Source organism: Tepidiforma sp., assembly GCF_026419595.1.
In the GTDB taxonomy this organism is placed as follows: Bacteria; Chloroflexota; Dehalococcoidia; order Tepidiformales; family Tepidiformaceae; genus Tepidiforma.
In genome coordinates this window covers 72,772-88,246 of record NZ_JANZZD010000004.1, presented here as the reverse complement: position 1 = coordinate 88,246, position 15,475 = coordinate 72,772, and the positions used below count along the sequence as shown (strand labels likewise).

The window sequence follows — 15,475 nt, the reverse complement described above, 5'->3', positions numbered from 1 at the left end:
CGGGAGTAGTGTTAATGGTGAGTTTGCGATAGGCGCCCGGCGCTGAAGAGGCCCGGCCCCCGCCGACTCGCAGAGGCTCGAAAGGAGGTGCGGACATGCGGAACAAGCTGCACGCCCTCTATGGAGTCTTCATCGTGCAGAGAGCTGGCCTGCAGTGAGCAGGCCGTTCGCCAGCCGCCGCGGGCCCGTATCCACGGTGTTGCCCCAGGTGCCCGGGAGCTGAATCGAAGTCCTGTGCGATGCAGGCGCCCCGGATCGCTCCGTGAAGGAGCGGCAACGGATACGGAAGTCCCGGAAAGACGGCGGCGACCTCCAGCCGGTGCAGCGCCCGGCGGCCGGCTGAGGAGGCGAGTGAACGACCAGCAGGCCCCGCTTCGTGCGGGGCCTGTTTGCGTGTCCGGGCCGGGCGCGTTCGGCCGGGAACGGGTAGGCTTGGCGCGTGCGACGATTCGGCGGTGCGATCGCGGCGCTGGCCGTGCTGGCGGGGCTCCTCGCGGCGCCCGGCGCCGGGGCCTACACGGTGCAGACCATCGAGGTCTCGGAGGGCGGCTTCAACCCGGCGGTCTGCCAGATGAACCGGGAGTACCTGCGCTTCAAGAACGTGGGGAGCACGCCGCGGCGGGTGGTGCGGTATTCGCCGACGCCGGGCGGCGGGCTGTCGTTCGATTCGGGCTGGCTGCAGCCGGGCGAGACCTCGCGCGAGGAGTACATGGGCTTCCCGGGGACGTTCCGGTTCGAGGATTTCGAGAACCCGGCGAACTACGTCATCGTGAAAACGCCGGTGTTCTCGGCGACGTGGCCGGTGGAGTGCAGCCCGGACCCGGCGAAGCGGCCGCCGGCGCCGCCGTGCACCGGGGCAGCCTACTGCCTGCGGGTGCCGGGGCTGGCGGCGGATTGAGGAGCGACGGTTCTTGACCGCGCGGTGACAGGATCGCGAAGGCTGGGGTACCCTCGGGGATGCCCCGTGGCGGGGTGGGGGACCGTGGAGGTTCGATGCGCGAACACCGCTACCGGCCGCTGATGGCGGCCCTGGCGCTGGCGGCGGCGCTCGCCGGCGGCCTGAGCATGGCCTTTTTCGGAGCGCGGACGGAATCGGCCTCAGCCTACGACCGCTACCTGATCGAAGTGAACGAGCAGGGGTTCAACCCGCGCACCTGCCGGATCAACCGCGGCGACGAGATCCAGTTCAAGAACGTGGGGAAGACGCCGATCCGGGTCTACAAGCCGCAGATCGGCGGGCTGCCGCCGGACCCGGACTGGACGCTCGAGCCGAACCAGCTTTCGACAGTCATCAGCTATACGGCGGGGACGACCGACCGGTACTTCAGCGATGCGGGGCACTTCGTGGAGGTGCTGACGCCGCCGCGCTCGAACACGTGGCAGGTGTCGTGCGCGAAGGAAGCGCCGACGCCGACACCCACGCCGACCCCGACGGCGACGCCGATCGCGCCGCCGACGCCGGCGCGGCCGCCGGCCTGCAAGTGGGTCGGCTGCGCGGTGGGTCCGAACCTGGCGTCCGACTGAGGGCCGGGTTTTCGCGGACAAAATGGAACGGGCCGGGAGAGCTGGCGCTCCCGGCCCGCGTCGTGCGCTGCGGCGCTGACGGTCCCGGCGAACCGGGGAGGAGGTCAGCGGCCCATAGCGGGGGTGGCGGTGCCGCCCATGCCGCTGCTCATGCCGCCGGAGGGGGTCATGCTGCTGCCGCCGTGGCTGTCGTGGCTCATGTCGGGCGTCGAGCCGGCAGCAGCCTGGACGGGCGCCACGATTTTGACCTCGCCGGCCTTTTCGAACTTGAGGGTGAGCTCGACGGTTTCGCCGGCCTTCGGCTGCTGCTTGAGGTCCATGAGCATGATGTGCCAGCCGCCGGGCTTGAGCTCGGCGGTGCCGTTCGCCGGGACGGGGAAGCCGCCGGGCTTTTCCTGCATCTTCGAGGTCGAGCCTTCGGTGACGACTTCGTGGAGCTGGACCATGCCGGCGATCGGCGAGGAGGCGCTGACGAGCGTATCGGCGGCGCCGCTGCTCTTGATGGTCATGTAGGCGGCGGTGACGTTCGTGCCGGTCGAGGCGCGGACCCAGGCGCCCGAGATGGTGAGGTCGCCGGCCTTCACGGGCTGGAAGGCGGTGCCGGAGCCGGCACCCCGGGTGGCGGTGGGGGTGGCGCTGGCGTCATCGTCGTCGCCGCCGCAGGCTGCGGCGAGGAGGGCGGCGGCGAAGGCGCCGAGGAGGAGGATGGGAAGGAATGCGCGGCTGCGCAGGAGCGTGGTCATTCGGTGCGGAATCCTTTCTTCACGAGGAGCGGGAGGTCGTTGAGCCATTCCTTCTGCCCCATGCCGGAGGGGTAGACGGTGTAGGCGTAGTTGTCTTTGGTGAAGGCCATGACGTAGGCCGCGTGGTTGACGGCGTAGTTGCCGCCGCCGAGGTCGGTGCGGGTGGCGGGCTGGAGGCCGAGGGCGATTTGGAACTGGTCCATGAGGTCGCGCGTGCCGGTCAGCCCGATGAAATCGGGGTCGAAGGTATCGAGGTACTGCTTGAGCTGCTGCGGCGTGTCGCGCTCCGGGTCTGCCGTGGCGAAGACGACTTTGACCTGCTTGCGCACGTCGGGGTCGACCTTCTTGAGCGCCTCGCTGATTTCGTAGAGGTGCGTGGGGCAGATGTCGGGGCAGTGGGTGTAGCCGACGTAGAGCAGCGTGACGTAGCCTTCGGTCTCCTTGCGGAGGTCGAACGGCTGGCCGTTTTCGTCCATGAGGACGGCGTCGGGTTTTTCGATGGGCGGCGTCACGATGGCGCCCATGTACTGGGCTCCGGCGTTGTCGTCGTCCTTCTTGTCGCCGCCGCAGGCGATGGCGAGCGGGAGGACGGCGAGGGCCGCGAGGAGGAGGGCGGTCGTGCGCCAGCGGAGAGGTGGCATGGAGAGTTCCTTCGAAGATGGGCTCGATCCGAGTGTAGCCCACGGCCGGCGGTGCAGGATGGCCCGCGAGGCCGCCGGCGCGGGGCCGGCCGGACCGGGCTAGTGGCCGTGGCCCGGGCCTTCGATGCCGGCCTGTTCGAAGATCCAGGCCCAGGCGGCATCGGAGAATTCGTGCTCGGCGTCGTGGGCTTTCTTCGCCGCGGCGCCGGCCTTCGCGAGGTCCGGGCTGTCGCCTTCGAGGGCAGCGGCCATCTCGCCGAAGATGGCGGCGAGGGCATCGGCTTTGGGCTTCAGCTCGGCGGGCCAGGGCGCGGTCTTCGCCACGGCCTGGGCCTTGAGGGCCTTGGCGCGGGCGTCGGCCGGGATCTTCTGGTCCTTGTTGATGCTGTCGTCGATGCCGTGGAGGCCGAGGCCGTCGAGGTAGGTGACGGCCGAGACGACGCTGGTGACGCTGGTGTCGTCGGCGTGGGCTTCGCCGTCGTCGTCGCCGCAGGCTGCGGCGAGGGGGATGGCGAGGAGGAGGATGGCCGCGCCGAGGAGGGCGGGCCAGGTGAAACGGGTCCGGTGCATGGTTCGTTCTCCCATCGTGTGGTGTGGCCCGGGGATGCCCGCTGGGCGGGCGCCCGGTCAGGAACGGACGGCGATGGGAGCGGGGCGCGGCGGCGCGGGCTCGGGGATGGGGAGGTGCTGGAGGCGGAGGCCGGCCGGCGTGACGGGCACGGGGATGAGCCGGCCGCCGGGGATGGCGATGGCGACCGCGGCGGCCAGGAGCGTGACGGCGAGACCGGCGGAGCCGGGGCTGCTCGCGCAGCCGGCCGATTCGCCGTGGCAGTGCTGGTGGTGGTCGCCCGGGGGTTCTTCGGCGGCGAAGGGGATCGCGATGGCGACCCCGGTGCCGGGGATGGGAAGGCTCACCGCGGGCCAGTGGCCGAAGTAGGTGAGCATCGGCAGGAGGGCCGCGAGGAGGAGGACCGCGGTCCGCGGACTGCCGGCGCCGCTGCGAGGCGGGTTCTGCACGAGGTCAGGATCGCAAAGGTTCGGCCGGAGTGCCAGCGGCGGCAGCGCATTCCCGCGGGTGCGGGTTTTGTCGTACACTCCCCGGCACCCTGTCATCAGGGAACGAACCGGAGGGAATGACGATGAAGAATCTGCAGGACCGGGTCGCGGTCGTGACGGGGGCGTCGCGGGGGCTGGGGACGTACATCGCGAAGGAGCTGGCGGGCGCGGGCTGTCACGTGGTGCTGGCGGCGCGCACGGCGCCGGCGCTGGAATCGCTGGCGGAGGAGATCCGCGGGATGGGCCGGCGGGCGCTGGCGGTGGCGTGCGACGTGGCGGATGCGGACAGCCGGCGGTCGCTGGTCTCGGCGGCGCAGGCGGAGTTCGGGCGGATCGACATCCTCGTGAACAACGCGGGCATCGAGGTGACGGCGCACTTCGAGGACCAGGACGATGAGGAGCTGGACCGGATCATCCGGGTGAACCTGATCGCGGCGATGCAGCTGACGCGGCTGGTGCTGCCGGGGATGCTGGAGCGGAAGCGGGGGCACATCGTGAACATCGCGTCGCTGGCGGGGAAGGTGCCGGTGCCGTACTCGTCGCCGTATTCGGCGTCGAAGGCGGGGCTGATCGCGTTCACGGAAGGGATCCGGATGGAGTTCCGGAAGCGGGGCGTCTCGGCGAGCGCGATCTGCCCGGGCTTCGTGGCGGAGGCGGGGATGTACGCGGACTGGGAGCGGCAGACGGGGGCGAAGGCGACGTTCCTGGCGGGGACGGTGAAGCCGGAGCGGGTGGCGCGGGATGTGGTGAAGGCGATCCGGAAGGACCGGCCGGAGATGCTGCAGTTCTGGGTGCCGGCGCGCCCGACGGCGGCCCTGGCGGAGCTGATGCCGGGGACGTTCGAAAAGATCTACCCGGTCTTCGGGGTGCAGAAGACGTTCGGGAAGCTGGCGGATGCGCGCCGGGAGGAGCAGCGGGCGGCGGAGCGGGAAGCGGCGGCTTCGCGCTAGGCCCGGGCGCGCGGGACGGGGCGGCTGGCGCGGGCGGCGTCAGCCGGCCTGCCGGGCGACGGCCTCGGCGGCAGCGCGGGCGGCCTCGGGGTCGCCGAGGTAGCGGGAGCTGATGGGCCGGAGCTGCTCGTCGAGCTGGTAGAGGAGCGGGATGCCGGTCGGGATGTTCAGCTCGGCGATGGCGTCGTCGCTGATGCCGTCGAGGTGCTTCACGAGGGCGCGGATGCTGTTGCCGTGGGCGCCGATGAGCACGCGCTTGCCAGCGCGGAGGTCGGGCACGATGGCGTCGTGCCAGTAGGGGAGCATGCGGGCGACGACGTCTTTGAGACACTCCGCGGCGGGGAGGAGGTCCGGCGCGAGGCCGGCGTAGCGGGGGTCGAAGCGGGGGTGCCGCTCGTCGCCGGGGTCGAGGGGCGGGGGCGGGACGTCGTAGCTGCGGCGCCAGGTGAAGACCTGGTCGGGGCCGTAGCGCTCGCTGGTTTCTTTTTTGTTGAGGCCCTGGAGGGCGCCGTAGTGGCGTTCGTTCAGGCGCCAGTGGCGCTTGACCGGGATCCAGTGCTGGTCCATGAGGTCGAGCGCGATGTTGACGGTTTCGATGGCGCGGCGGAGGAGGGAGGTGTGGGCGACGTCGAAGGTGAGGCCTTCGTCGCGCATGAGCTGGCCGGCGCGGCGGGCTTCTTCCCGGCCGGTATCGGTGAGGGGGACATCCTGCCAGCCGGTGAAGCGGTTTTCGCGGTTCCAGGCGGATTCGCCGTGGCGGAGGAGGACGAGGGTGTACATGGCGCCTGCGCTCCGGGGTCAGAAGATGGGGTTGACGATGATCGCCTGCTCGCGGGAGGGGCCGACGGAGATGAGGTCGACGGGGCATTCGAGCAGGTCTTCGACGCGCTTGATGAAGGCCTGGGCCTGGGGGGGCAGGTCGTCGAAGGAGCGGACGTGGGTGGTGGGCGTCTGCCAGCCGGGGAGCTCTTCGTAGACGGGGCGGACGCGCTCGAGTTCGGATTCGCGGGCGGGGAAGTGATCGATGATCCGGCCGTCGAGTTCGTAGGCGGTGCAGATTTTGATGGAGGGGAGGGAATCGAGGACGTCGAGGCGGGTGAGGGCGACGGCGGCGAGGCCGTTGAAGCGGACGCTGTAGCGGGCGGCGACGGCATCGAGCCAGCCGATGCGGCGGGGCCGGCCGGTGGTGGTGCCGTATTCGCCGCGGCCGAACTCTTTGCCGTGGTCGCGGAGCTGGTCGGCGGTGTCGTCGAACAGTTCGGTGGGGAAGGGGCCGTTGCCGACGCGGGTGCAGTAGCTCTTGAAGACGCCGACGACGCGGGAGATATCGGTCGGGCCGATGCCGACGCCGAGGGCGGCGCCGGAGCTGGAGGAGGAGGGGACGCTGGAGGTGACGTAGGGGTAGGTGCCGTGGTCGAGGTCGAGCAGGGAGCCCTGCGCGCCTTCGAGGAGGACGTAATCGCCGCGGCGGTGGGCTTCGAGGACGATCTCCTGGACGTCGCCGACGTAGGGGCGGAGGCGCTGGCCGTATTCGATGTAGCGCTCGAGGCACTCGCGGAAGTCGATCGGCTCGGCGCCGTAGACGCCGGTGATGACGCGGTTCTGATAGGCGAGGGCGGCTTCGATGCGGGGGACGAGGTCTTCGCGGCGGAGGAGGTCGCAGATGCGGATGCCGCGGCGGGCGACCTTGTCGGCGAAGCAGGGGCCGACGCCTTTGCCGGTGGTGCCGATGGCGTGAGCGCCGCGGGCCTGCTCATCGAGCTGATCGAGGCGGCGGTGCCAGGGCATGATGACGTGGGCGCGGTCGGAGACGACGAGGCGGGAGGTATCGATGTTCTTCTGCTCGAGGCCGTCGATTTCGCCGAGGAGGACCTCGGGGTCGATGGCGACGCCGTTGCCGATGACGCAGGTTTTTTCGGGATAGAAGATGCCGGCGGGGACGAGGTGCAGCTTGAACTCGCCGAGCTCGTTGACGATGGTGTGGCCGGCGTTGTTGCCGGCGGAATAGCGGGCGACGACGCGGGCTTTGCGGGCAAGGAGGTCGACGATGCGGCCTTTGCCTTCGTCGCCCCACTGGCCGCCGACGACGACGATGATGGGCATCTGAACAGACTCCGGGCCCCCGTTTTCCGGGGGCCCGTCGATGTATTGTACGGGGAGATTGGGCTACCCGCGAGCGGGGGATGAGCGGACCTCAGCGGGAGCCGCGGAGGCGCGGGTCGAGGACGTCGCGGAGGGCATCGCCGAACATGTTGAAGGCGTAGACGGTGAGGAAGATGACGAGGCCGGGGAAGATGGCGACGTGGGGGTACTGGGTGAGGCGTTCGCGGGCTTCGTTGAGCATGCGGCCCCAGGAAGCGGTGGGGGGCTGGACGCCGTAGCCGAGGAAGGCGAGGGAGGATTCGACGAGGACGGCGCCGCCGACCTGGATAGACGCGCCGACGATGAGGACGGGGAAGACGTTGGGGGTGACGTGGCGGAAGATGATGCGGAAATCGGAGGCGCCGAGGACGCGGGCGGCTTCGACGTACTGATTCTGCTTGGCGGCGATGGCGGCGCCGCGGATGACGCGCGACTGGCTGAGCGCGACGAGGGTGCCGACGGCGAGGACGATGCGGAGGTTGACGGGAATCTGCTGGATGGAGGTGACGAAGAGGATGATGAAGATGAGGCCGGGGAGGGCGATGCCGATATCGACGAGCCGCTGGAGGAGGATGTCGAACTTGCCACCGAAGTAGCCGGAGACGACGCCGAGGACGAGGGCGGCAGAGGAGGAGATGGCGACGACGCCGAAGCCGATGAGGATGGAGTTGCGGGCGCCGTAGACGATGCGGGTGTAGAGGTCGCGGCCCTGCTGGTCGGTGCCGAACCAGTGGCTGAGGGAAGGGCCCTGGAACCGTTCGGAGAGGACGCCGACGTTCGGGTCTTTGCCAAAGGTGAAGGCCTGGGGGAAGGCGGCCATGAGGATGAGGAGGATGACGACGGCGGCGCCGAAGGTGCCGAGGGGCTTGGTGCGGATGAAGGTGGTCACCGAGCGGCGCCAGCGTTCGGCGCGGGTGAGTTCGCGGCGGAGGGCGTAGGCTTCGAGGACTTTTGCGTCGGTGGCCATGTTAGGAATACCGGATCCTGGGGTCGATGACGGAGTAGAGGACATCCACGGTCAGGTTGGCGAAGACGACGACGAGGGCGACGACGATGTTGACGGCCTGGATGACCGGGTAGTCCTTCTGGTCGATGGAGGAGACGTAGTAGCGGCCCATGCCGGGGATGGAGTAGACGGTCTCGATGATGACCGTGCCGCCGACGAGGACGGGGAGCTGGAGGCCGACGACGGTGATGACGGGGATGAGGGCGTTCCGCATGGCGTGGCGGATGATGATGACGCGTTCGCGGAGGCCCTTGGCCCAGGCGGTGCGGATGTAATCCTGGCGGAGGACTTCGAGCATGGAGGAGCGGGTGAAGCGCATGACGGAGCCGCTCAGGCCGCCGCCGAGGATGAGGGCGGGCATGAACATGAGCTTCAGGTTGCCGATCGGGTCATCGGTGAAGGGGATGTACTTGGCGGGGGGCACGCCCCACTGGAAGTAGCGGGCGGCGAGGGAGATGAGGAGGATGGCGATCCAGAAGTTGGGGGCGGCGAGGAGGCCGATGGCGAAGCTGCGGCCGGCGTAGTCGGCCCAGGTGTCCTGGCGGATGGCGGAGATGACGCCGACGGGGATGGCGATGAGGAGGGAGAAGAAGATGGCCATCGCGCCGAGCTGGAAGGTGACGGGGAGGCGGTTGCGCAGCTCGGAGGTGACTTCGCGGTTGGAGATGAGGGAGCGGCCGAGGTCGAACTGGACGATATCGCCGAGCCAGCGGACGTACTGGGCGACGATGTTGCCTTCGAGGCCGAATTCCTTCCGGATCGCCTCCTTGGTGGCCTGGTCGCCGGCGCCGAATTCGCCGAGGACGAGGTCGACGACATCGCCGGGGACGGCCCGGACGATGACGAAGACGACGAAGGTGACGCCGAGGAGGGTGGGGACCATGAGGAGGAGGCGACGGAGGATGTAGCGCTGCATATGGTGCGGACCCGGCGGGCGTTATGAGGGGTGGGCCGGTGGGGCCGGCCCACCCCGGGGCGCGTAGTGTAGTGGAATTCCGTTCCGTTGTGGGGAGGGGTCTCCTGCGTCAGGCCCTGTCGAGCCAGATGAAGGGGACTTCCTCGGTGCCGGCGGAGTAGGCACCCGGGACGGTCTGGATGTCGATGTTTTTCACCCACTCGCGGTAGCCGGTCCAGGCGGTGCCGGCGCCGGCGGAGACGGGGATGTAGTACATCTTTTCGGCGTTCTTGCGCTGGATGTCAAAGAAGAGCTGCTTGCGCTTCTCGGGGTCGAGTTCGCGCTGCTGGGCCCGGGCGAGCTGTTCGAGCTCGGGGTCGTTGATGCGGGAGTGGTTGAGCTGGTTGTTGGTGAAGAAGCGGATCGGGTAGCCGCCGGCTTCGGGGAAGGGCGTCTGGTAGCCGAAGGCGATGCCGGTGAAGTTCCCGGTGAAGGTCTGGGTGATGTACTTGGAGGAGTAATCCTGGACGTCGGTGCTGGTCTTGATGCCGATGGCGTTCAGCATCTGGATCTTGGCTTCGGCGGCGGCGTTGAAGCCGGAGCCGTAGCGGTTGGCGGTGTACTGGTAGACGGTGCTGAAGCCGTCGGGGTAGCCGGCGGCGGCGAGGAGCTTCTTGGCCTCGGCGGGGTCGTACTTGAAGTACTTGGCGGATTCGCCCTGCTCGGCGCTCTTCGGGTCGAGCCAGAAGCGGACGAGGCCGGCGGGGATGAGGTTGTTCCAGCGCTCGGAGACGGCGAGGCCGGCTTCCTTGAGCTTCTTGATGTTGTACTGGAGGTCGAGGAGCCCGTCGCGGTCGAAGGACATGGAGATGGCCTGGCGGACGCGCGGGTCTTTGTTCCAGGGCGAATCGGGCTTGGAGTCCATGTAGACGAAGCCGAGGAGCTGGGAGACTTCGCCGTAGAGCTGAACGTTGGGGAGGGCGCTCTTGACGTTGACGAGGTCTTCGGCGTTGAGGCCTTCGGCGTCGGTGTTGCCGGCCTGGAACTGGGCGAGGCGGTTGGCGTATTCGGGGATGATGGAGATTTCGACGCCGTCCATGAGCGGGAAGCCGCTCATGTACCACTCGGGGTTCTTCTTGAGCTTGAACCCGACGGAGGGGGTGTAGCTCTCGAGCATCCAGGGGCCGGAGCCGATGGAGGTCTTGGTCGGGTCGAAGCCGCCCTCAGCTTCCTTCGGCATGATCCAGACGAGGTTGGCATCGGCGAGGACGTCGAGGAAGGCGGCGTTGGGCTCTTTGAGCTTGAAGACGACGGTCTGCTTGTCGGGGTACTGGACGGAATCGACGAAGGCGACCTGGGAGCGGTTGGTGTTGGTCTCGGCGGTCGCGCGGCCCCAGGAGTACTTGACGTCGTCGGTATCGACGGTGCGGCCGTTGACGGGCGCGATGTTGTGGAACTTGATGTTGGGCTTGAGCTTGATGGTCCAGGTGAGGCCGTCGGGGCTGGCCTCGGCGCTCTCGGCGATGTCGGGAACGGGCCGGAGGTCGGCCTGGCGGACGCCGGGGCCGGCGTTGTACTTGAAGAGGCGGCCGTAGACGTAGGCGGCGTAGCCCTTCGTGAGGAAGGAGAGGTTGCCGTAGGGGTCGATGGAGGGCGGGTCGCCGGTGAAGACGATGCGGTAGGTGCCGCCGCGCTTGGCGTTGGCGAAGGGGTCGGACGGGGTCGGGGTGGCCTGGGGGCCAGGGGTGGGCGTGGCGAGGCCGGAGAGGCCGCCGTCGTCATCGTCTCCGCCGCCGCAGCCGACGAGGGCGAGGCCTGCGGCACCGGCGGAGAGGGCGGTGGCACCGCCGAGGAAGCGGCGCCGGGTGCGGCGCTCCTTCCAGAAGCGGTCCCAGTATGAACCAGACATTGAGAATCCCCCTGCTGAAGCTTGGTACACCGACGGTACGTCGGCGGCGGCCGATAGGATTGGCCTATCTGGCCTATACGCACCCATAGCGTCTTGCGATATGTACGTGGCGGTGCGGGGGAACGTCAATGGATGATCTGGTGAAAACGCTCGAAACCGAACACCTTTCGACGTATTGTCATCGGCAGATTTGAAAAGGTTGACCGGCCAGTAGAGGGAGGGGGGAGGGGGGGGGGGGGGCGGGAGGCGGGAAGCGGGAAGCGGGAGGCGGGAAGCGGGAAGCGGGAGGCGGGAACGGGGAGGCGGGCGGATTCGAGCGTCCGGGTGGGCCTCGCCGGCCCTCCGCGGGGACGGAGCCCCGCGGCTACGGAGCAGGGAGCAGGGATAACCTCCAACCTTCAACCTCCAAGCGGGGGCGGGGCTCGGTGGAAGGCTACTGGCCGGATTGCCCGGTATGGGGCTGCTTGGTACGCTCGAGGTTCGGCACCAACGAGATTTTGCCCCGGGTTCGAACTGTTATGGCGCATCACAAATCGGCTATCAAGCGCTGGCACCAGTCGCTCCGCGAGCGGGAGCGGAACCGCTCGCGCCGGACGCGCGCGAAGAACGCGATCCGAAAGCTGCGCGAGGCGGTGGCGGCAGGTGACGGCGAGGCGGTGAAGGAGGCCCTGAGCCGCGCGTATTCGGCGGTGGACCGGGCGGCGAAGAAGGGCGCCATCCATGTCGGGAAGGCCGACCGGCTGAAGCGGCGGATGGCCCACCTCGTGCAGAAGGCGCAGGCGCCGCAGGACGCGGCCTGACACGTCCCCTTTCCCGGGGCTGAGGTTCGAACCAGGAGACGCCCGCCGGCACCGGCGGGCGTTTTTTCGCGCCCGGCGCGCGGGCCGCAGATGGGCTAGAATCCGCGAACGCTTACGTACACGTCAGGGAGGAGCCCATGGGCAGGCTGGATGGCAAGACGGTGATCGTGACCGGCGCGAGCCGGGGGATCGGCGCGGAGATTGCGCGGCTGTTCGCGGCGGAGGGCGGCAGGGTCGCCTGCGTCGCGCGGACGATGCGGGAGGGCGACCACCCGCTGGAGGGGTCGCTGGAGCACACGGTCGCGATGATCCGGGAGGCGGGCGGCGAGGCGACGGCGATCGCGGCGGATATTTCGGAGTACGAGCAGTGCGCGGCGGCGGTGGAAGCGGCGCGCGCGGCCTACGGGCCGATCGACGTGCTGGTGAACAACGCGGCGCTGACGTACTTCATCCCGATCAAGGACTACCCGGTCAACAAGTGGCACCGCTCGATTGCGGTGAACTTCCACGCGCCGTTCTACCTGAGCCAGCTCGTGCTGCAGGACATGCTGCCGCGGAAGTCGGGCGCGATCGTGAACATCTCGAGCGGGGCGGCGATCGGGCCCGGGCGGGGGCCATACCCGGAGAACATCGGCCGGGGCGGGGGGACGCTCTACGGCGCGGAGAAGGCGGCGCTGGAGCGGTTCACGCAGGGGCTGGCGAGCGAGGTGTACCACGACGGGGTGAGCGTGACGTGCGTTTCGCCGTCGCAGGTGGTGCCGACGCCGGGGACGGTGTTCCACCACCTCGTGACGGGGATGGATGACCCGCGGGGCGAGCCGCCGCTGCTGATGGCGCAGGCGGCGCTGCTGCTGGCGACGGAGCCGAAGGAGAAGGTGGCGGGCCGGGTGACCTACAGCCAGGAGATCCTGCTGGAGTTCGGCTGGATCCGCGAAGGGAAGGGCATCGGCATCGACCGGAAGGGGTCGGGCTACAGCCAGATCTAGGGCGGAGAGGCGGTCAGCGCAGGGCGGCGAGCCAGCCGGTGATGGTCGCCACGAACACCGTGCCATCGAGGGCGGCGGTGGTGCCGACGCTGAAGACGCCCTGGCCGGGCAAGACTTCGCGGTCGAGTTCGGCGCCGTCCCGGGCATCGAGCACGACGAGCTCGAGACGGTAATCGCCGGCTGCAATCGCGGCATAGGCGCGGCCGCCCGCGGCCTGCATGACGACGCCGCGGTTCGGGAGGTCGCGGCGCTCCCAGGCGAGCACGCCGCGGTCGCCTTCGTCGCGAACGGCGAGGACCCAGCCGCCCCGGCCGCCGGCGGGGATGATGAGGCCCTCGGGTGAGACGCTCGCGCTGCCGTCGGCGGGGTAGCCGATGGGCAGGCTCCAGGCTGCCCGGCCGGTCGCGGCGTCGATGGCGTGGAGGGAACCCTGGTTGTCGGTGACGTAGAGGCGGCGGCCGTCGAAGGAAAGCGCCGGGCTGGAGGCGGTGCCGCCGGGCAGACTGTCGTTCTCCCAGAGCGGTTCGAACGCTGGCGACTGCCCGGGGCGGTAGCGCATGGCGCGGAGGCCGGCAGCGGGCGCGCCGGGGGCCCAGAAGGTGAAGTAGATGGTGCCGGACGCGGGATCGACGGCGAGGGTGTTGGCGCTGGGGCAGCCCTCGACGCCGCGGGCGCAGGCCCAGAGGCCATCCGCAGGGCGCCAGCTGAGGCCGGGGGCGAGGCGGAGCGGCTCGCCGAGGACGGACCCGCTGAGGCGGTCCACGAGGTAGACGACGCCGATGTTGGTGACGAACACGAGGCGGCCATCCGGGGTGAACTGGAGGGAGAGGGGAACACCCTCGAGGGGCACCCGCCAGCGCTCGCTGCCGTCCGGCGAGATGGCGTGGAGGCCTGCACCATCGGCGAGATAGAGAGCGCCGTCGAGGTCGACAGTGGGAGATGAAACGACGGCGAGGGCATCGATGAAGGGAGCGCACCAGCGGAGTTCGCCGGTGGCGGCATCGAGGGCGCGGAGATGGCAGCCCGGCGCGGTGGAGGTGACGTAGAGGCCGCCGCCCGGGCCGAGGGTCGGGCCGAGGTTGATGGACCACGGGAGCGGGCCGAGCTGCTGGCCGGCCTCGAGGCGGGTGCTCCAGGCGAGGGCGAGGTCGGCGGCGACGGGCGCGGCAGCGTAATCGCTGTTGCGCGCGTCGGCGTGAACGGCGGACCAGCCTGGCGCGTACGGGGGGCGCAGAACCGGAGCAGGCACGGCGGTGTCGCCGGGAGCGGCAGACGGGGACGGCGTGGCCGACGGCGAGGCAGAGCAGCCGGCAGCGACCACGGCGAGCAGCGCGGCGGCAGCCACTGGACGGAGCGCGGGAGTCAGCGGCATCGCGGGAGCCTGAAATTCGAACATGGTTCGAGTTTTGCTGAAGGGTAGCGGCGAACCGGCGGGATGCCAAGCCCGGCCACGGGTGTCGAAGGGGGCATCGGCGACCCGATATACTTCCCGAACCATGTTCGAAACTGTCCGACGACTTCGCCGCTCGGCCCGCGTGGGCCGCACCGCCGCCCGCATCTACTTCGGCTACAAGCGGACCCAGCGCCGCGCCCGGAAGCTGCCGCCCGACGCGGCGGCCGCGGCGTGGGAGGCGCGGCACGAGGAGTTCGCGGAGACGCTCTACCGGCTGGCGACGGACCTGCGCGGCCTCTACATCAAGTCGGGGCAGTTCATCGGGACGCGGACGGACCTGCTGCCGGAGGCGTACACGCGGTCGCTCTCGCGGCTGCAGGATGCGGTGCCGCCGCACCCGTTCGGCGTGGTGCGGGCGACGATCGAGGATCAGTTCGGGGCGGCGCTCGAGGACCTGTTCGCGAGGTTCGATGAGGAGCCGCTCGCCTCGGCATCGCTGGCGCAGGTGCACCGGGCGCAGCTGCCGGACGGGCGGGAGGTGGTGGTGAAGGTGCAGTACCCGGAAGTGGCGGGGCTGGTGCGGCTGGACGTGCGGAACATGCGGACGCTGGTCGGCATCGTGGCGCGGCTGGAGCGGAACTTCGACTTCCGGACGGTGGTGAACGAAATCGCGAGCCAGGTGCCGCTCGAGCTGGACTTCGAGCGGGAGGCGGAGATGACGCGGCGGGTGCGGCAGAACCTGGCCCACCTGCCGGGCGTGGTCGTGCCGGCGGTGGTCGACGGCTACGTGCGGCCGAAGGTCCTGGTGACGGAGTACGTGGACGGGGCGCGGCTGCTCGATGCGGCGCGGCGGGATGCGCACGCGCCGGACCGGGCGGCGCTGGCGCAGGCGATCACGAGCGCATACGGCCACCAGATCATGGTGGACGGGCTGTTCCAGGCGGACCCGCACCCGGGGAATATCCTCGTGCTGCCGGGCGGGCGGGTGGCGCTGCTCGATTTCGGCCTGACGAAGGAGCTGCCGGAGGCGGCGCGGCGCGGGTTCGCGCGGCTAGTGCTGGGGACGGCGAACCGGGACGGGGAGACGATCATCGCGGCGTTCCGGGAGCTGGGCGTGCGGGTGCGGAACGAAGACCCGGAGGCGATCCTCGCGACACTGGCGATCCTGTTCGAACCGCGGCCGATCGATGCGGGGCCGCGGGAGCTGCGGGAGCGGAACCGGGCGATGCGGGCGAACCCGGTGGAGCAGATCCCGGGCGACCTCGTGCTGCTGGGGCGGGTGATCGGGCTGCTGCGGGGCGTGTGCGCGAGCCTCGGCGCGCCGCTCTCGCCGATGCAGATGCTGCGACCGTACGCGGAGCAGGCGCTGAGCCGCTGACGGTCCTCCCCATCCGCGGGGCGAACGGACGCCCGGCGGCGCGGGGCCGCCG

Annotated in this window: 16 protein-coding genes; 6 read left to right on the top strand and 10 right to left on the bottom strand. The window is 69.9% G+C overall.

The annotated features are described in order from the left end of the window. Positions 1 to 439 precede the first annotated feature (439 nt). Together N2041_RS03580 and N2041_RS03575 are read left to right on the top strand one after the other, a co-directional pair. The gene (locus N2041_RS03580) at positions 440 to 898 is read left to right on the top strand and encodes a hypothetical protein (RefSeq protein WP_297675887.1); all 459 of its coding nucleotides are present in this window, start codon (positions 440 to 442) and stop codon (positions 896 to 898) included. 95 nt (positions 899 to 993) lie between these two features. After that, a complete protein-coding gene (locus N2041_RS03575) occupies positions 994 to 1,524 on the top strand; it encodes a hypothetical protein (protein ID WP_297675884.1) in 531 nt (176 codons plus the stop codon). A gap of 104 nt (positions 1,525 to 1,628) precedes the next feature. Here the strand turns inward: N2041_RS03575 and N2041_RS03570 are convergent, their stop codons facing one another. The 4 genes from N2041_RS03570 to N2041_RS03555 all read right to left on the bottom strand — a co-directional run bounded on the left by N2041_RS03570 (position 1,629) and on the right by N2041_RS03555 (position 3,925). Continuing rightward, positions 1,629 to 2,267 (bottom strand): copper chaperone PCu(A)C, encoded by a 639-nt coding sequence (locus tag N2041_RS03570; protein ID WP_297675882.1) that lies wholly within the window; start codon positions 2,265 to 2,267, stop codon positions 1,629 to 1,631. Continuing rightward, a complete protein-coding gene (locus N2041_RS03565) occupies positions 2,264 to 2,908 on the bottom strand; it encodes an SCO family protein (protein WP_297675880.1) in 645 nt (214 codons plus the stop codon). The genes N2041_RS03570 and N2041_RS03565 overlap by 4 nt, the downstream gene beginning before the upstream one ends. Before the next feature lie 99 nt (positions 2,909 to 3,007). Then, positions 3,008 to 3,478: a hypothetical protein gene (locus tag N2041_RS03560; RefSeq protein WP_297675878.1), complete on the bottom strand. Its 471-nt coding sequence runs from the start codon at positions 3,476 to 3,478 to the stop codon at positions 3,008 to 3,010. 57 nt (positions 3,479 to 3,535) lie between these two features. Then, a complete protein-coding gene (locus N2041_RS03555) occupies positions 3,536 to 3,925 on the bottom strand; it encodes a hypothetical protein (RefSeq protein WP_297675876.1) in 390 nt (129 codons plus the stop codon). Positions 3,926 to 4,047: 122 nt separating this feature from the next. Here N2041_RS03555 and N2041_RS03550 point away from each other — a divergent pair, with 122 nt between their 5' ends. Beyond that, on the top strand, positions 4,048 to 4,914 hold the full coding sequence (locus N2041_RS03550) for an SDR family oxidoreductase (RefSeq protein WP_297675875.1): 867 nt from the start codon (positions 4,048 to 4,050) through the stop codon (positions 4,912 to 4,914). A 39-nt stretch (positions 4,915 to 4,953) separates the two neighbouring features. Here the strand turns inward: N2041_RS03550 and gpmA are convergent, their stop codons facing one another. The 5 genes from gpmA to N2041_RS03525 form a co-directional block, all read right to left on the bottom strand. Continuing rightward, entirely contained in the window at positions 4,954 to 5,694 is a 741-nt protein-coding gene (gene gpmA / locus N2041_RS03545; protein ID WP_297675873.1) for a 2,3-diphosphoglycerate-dependent phosphoglycerate mutase, read from the bottom strand. An 18-nt stretch (positions 5,695 to 5,712) separates the two neighbouring features. Then, positions 5,713 to 7,017, bottom strand: coding sequence for an adenylosuccinate synthase (locus N2041_RS03540; RefSeq protein WP_297675871.1), 1,305 nt, complete (start codon positions 7,015 to 7,017; stop codon positions 5,713 to 5,715). Between the two features lie 91 nt (positions 7,018 to 7,108). After that, on the bottom strand, positions 7,109 to 8,023 hold the full coding sequence (locus N2041_RS03535) for an ABC transporter permease (RefSeq protein ID WP_297675869.1): 915 nt from the start codon (positions 8,021 to 8,023) through the stop codon (positions 7,109 to 7,111). A gap of 1 nt (position 8,024) precedes the next feature. Beyond that, on the bottom strand, positions 8,025 to 8,978 hold the full coding sequence (locus N2041_RS03530) for an ABC transporter permease (protein ID WP_297675867.1): 954 nt from the start codon (positions 8,976 to 8,978) through the stop codon (positions 8,025 to 8,027). A 109-nt stretch (positions 8,979 to 9,087) separates the two neighbouring features. After that, positions 9,088 to 10,866, bottom strand: a complete 1,779-nt coding sequence (locus tag N2041_RS03525; RefSeq protein WP_297675865.1) for an ABC transporter substrate-binding protein — start codon at positions 10,864 to 10,866, stop codon at positions 9,088 to 9,090. Positions 10,867 to 11,384: 518 nt separating this feature from the next. On the opposite strand from N2041_RS03525, the gene rpsT reads away from it, so the two are divergent. Together rpsT and N2041_RS03515 are read left to right on the top strand one after the other, a co-directional pair. Continuing rightward, the gene (gene rpsT, locus N2041_RS03520; RefSeq protein WP_297675864.1) at positions 11,385 to 11,666 is read left to right on the top strand and encodes a 30S ribosomal protein S20; all 282 of its coding nucleotides are present in this window, start codon (positions 11,385 to 11,387) and stop codon (positions 11,664 to 11,666) included. A 137-nt stretch (positions 11,667 to 11,803) separates the two neighbouring features. Beyond that, a complete protein-coding gene (locus N2041_RS03515) occupies positions 11,804 to 12,652 on the top strand; it encodes an SDR family NAD(P)-dependent oxidoreductase (RefSeq protein WP_297675862.1) in 849 nt (282 codons plus the stop codon). 13 nt (positions 12,653 to 12,665) lie between these two features. On the opposite strand, the gene N2041_RS03510 is transcribed toward N2041_RS03515, so the two are convergent. Continuing rightward, entirely contained in the window at positions 12,666 to 14,048 is a 1,383-nt protein-coding gene (locus tag N2041_RS03510) for a PQQ-binding-like beta-propeller repeat protein (RefSeq protein WP_297675860.1), read from the bottom strand. A 100-nt stretch (positions 14,049 to 14,148) separates the two neighbouring features. On the opposite strand from N2041_RS03510, the gene N2041_RS03505 reads away from it, so the two are divergent. After that, entirely contained in the window at positions 14,149 to 15,423 is a 1,275-nt protein-coding gene (locus N2041_RS03505; protein WP_297675858.1) for an AarF/ABC1/UbiB kinase family protein, read from the top strand. Positions 15,424 to 15,475: the final 52 nt, after the last annotated feature.

Excerpts from the sequence above, each read along its gene's own strand:
- N2041_RS03575 (WP_297675884.1), top strand. The coding sequence starts at position 994 with ATGCGCGAACACCGCTACCGGCCGCTGATGGCGGCCCTGGCGCTGGCG.
- N2041_RS03570 (WP_297675882.1), bottom strand. The coding sequence starts at position 2,267 with ATGACCACGCTCCTGCGCAGCCGCGCATTCCTTCCCATCCTCCTCCTC.
- N2041_RS03565 (WP_297675880.1), bottom strand. The coding sequence starts at position 2,908 with ATGCCACCTCTCCGCTGGCGCACGACCGCCCTCCTCCTCGCGGCCCTC.
- N2041_RS03560 (WP_297675878.1), bottom strand. The coding sequence starts at position 3,478 with ATGCACCGGACCCGTTTCACCTGGCCCGCCCTCCTCGGCGCGGCCATC.
- N2041_RS03550 (WP_297675875.1), top strand. The coding sequence starts at position 4,048 with ATGAAGAATCTGCAGGACCGGGTCGCGGTCGTGACGGGGGCGTCGCGG.
- gpmA (WP_297675873.1), bottom strand. The coding sequence starts at position 5,694 with ATGTACACCCTCGTCCTCCTCCGCCACGGCGAATCCGCCTGGAACCGC.
- N2041_RS03540 (WP_297675871.1), bottom strand. The coding sequence starts at position 7,017 with ATGCCCATCATCGTCGTCGTCGGCGGCCAGTGGGGCGACGAAGGCAAA.
- N2041_RS03535 (WP_297675869.1), bottom strand. The coding sequence starts at position 8,023 with ATGGCCACCGACGCAAAAGTCCTCGAAGCCTACGCCCTCCGCCGCGAA.
- N2041_RS03530 (WP_297675867.1), bottom strand. The coding sequence starts at position 8,978 with ATGCAGCGCTACATCCTCCGTCGCCTCCTCCTCATGGTCCCCACCCTC.
- N2041_RS03525 (WP_297675865.1), bottom strand. The coding sequence starts at position 10,866 with ATGTCTGGTTCATACTGGGACCGCTTCTGGAAGGAGCGCCGCACCCGG.
- rpsT (WP_297675864.1), top strand. The coding sequence starts at position 11,385 with ATGGCGCATCACAAATCGGCTATCAAGCGCTGGCACCAGTCGCTCCGC.
- N2041_RS03515 (WP_297675862.1), top strand. The coding sequence starts at position 11,804 with ATGGGCAGGCTGGATGGCAAGACGGTGATCGTGACCGGCGCGAGCCGG.
- N2041_RS03510 (WP_297675860.1), bottom strand. The coding sequence starts at position 14,048 with ATGTTCGAATTTCAGGCTCCCGCGATGCCGCTGACTCCCGCGCTCCGT.
- N2041_RS03505 (WP_297675858.1), top strand. The coding sequence starts at position 14,149 with ATGTTCGAAACTGTCCGACGACTTCGCCGCTCGGCCCGCGTGGGCCGC.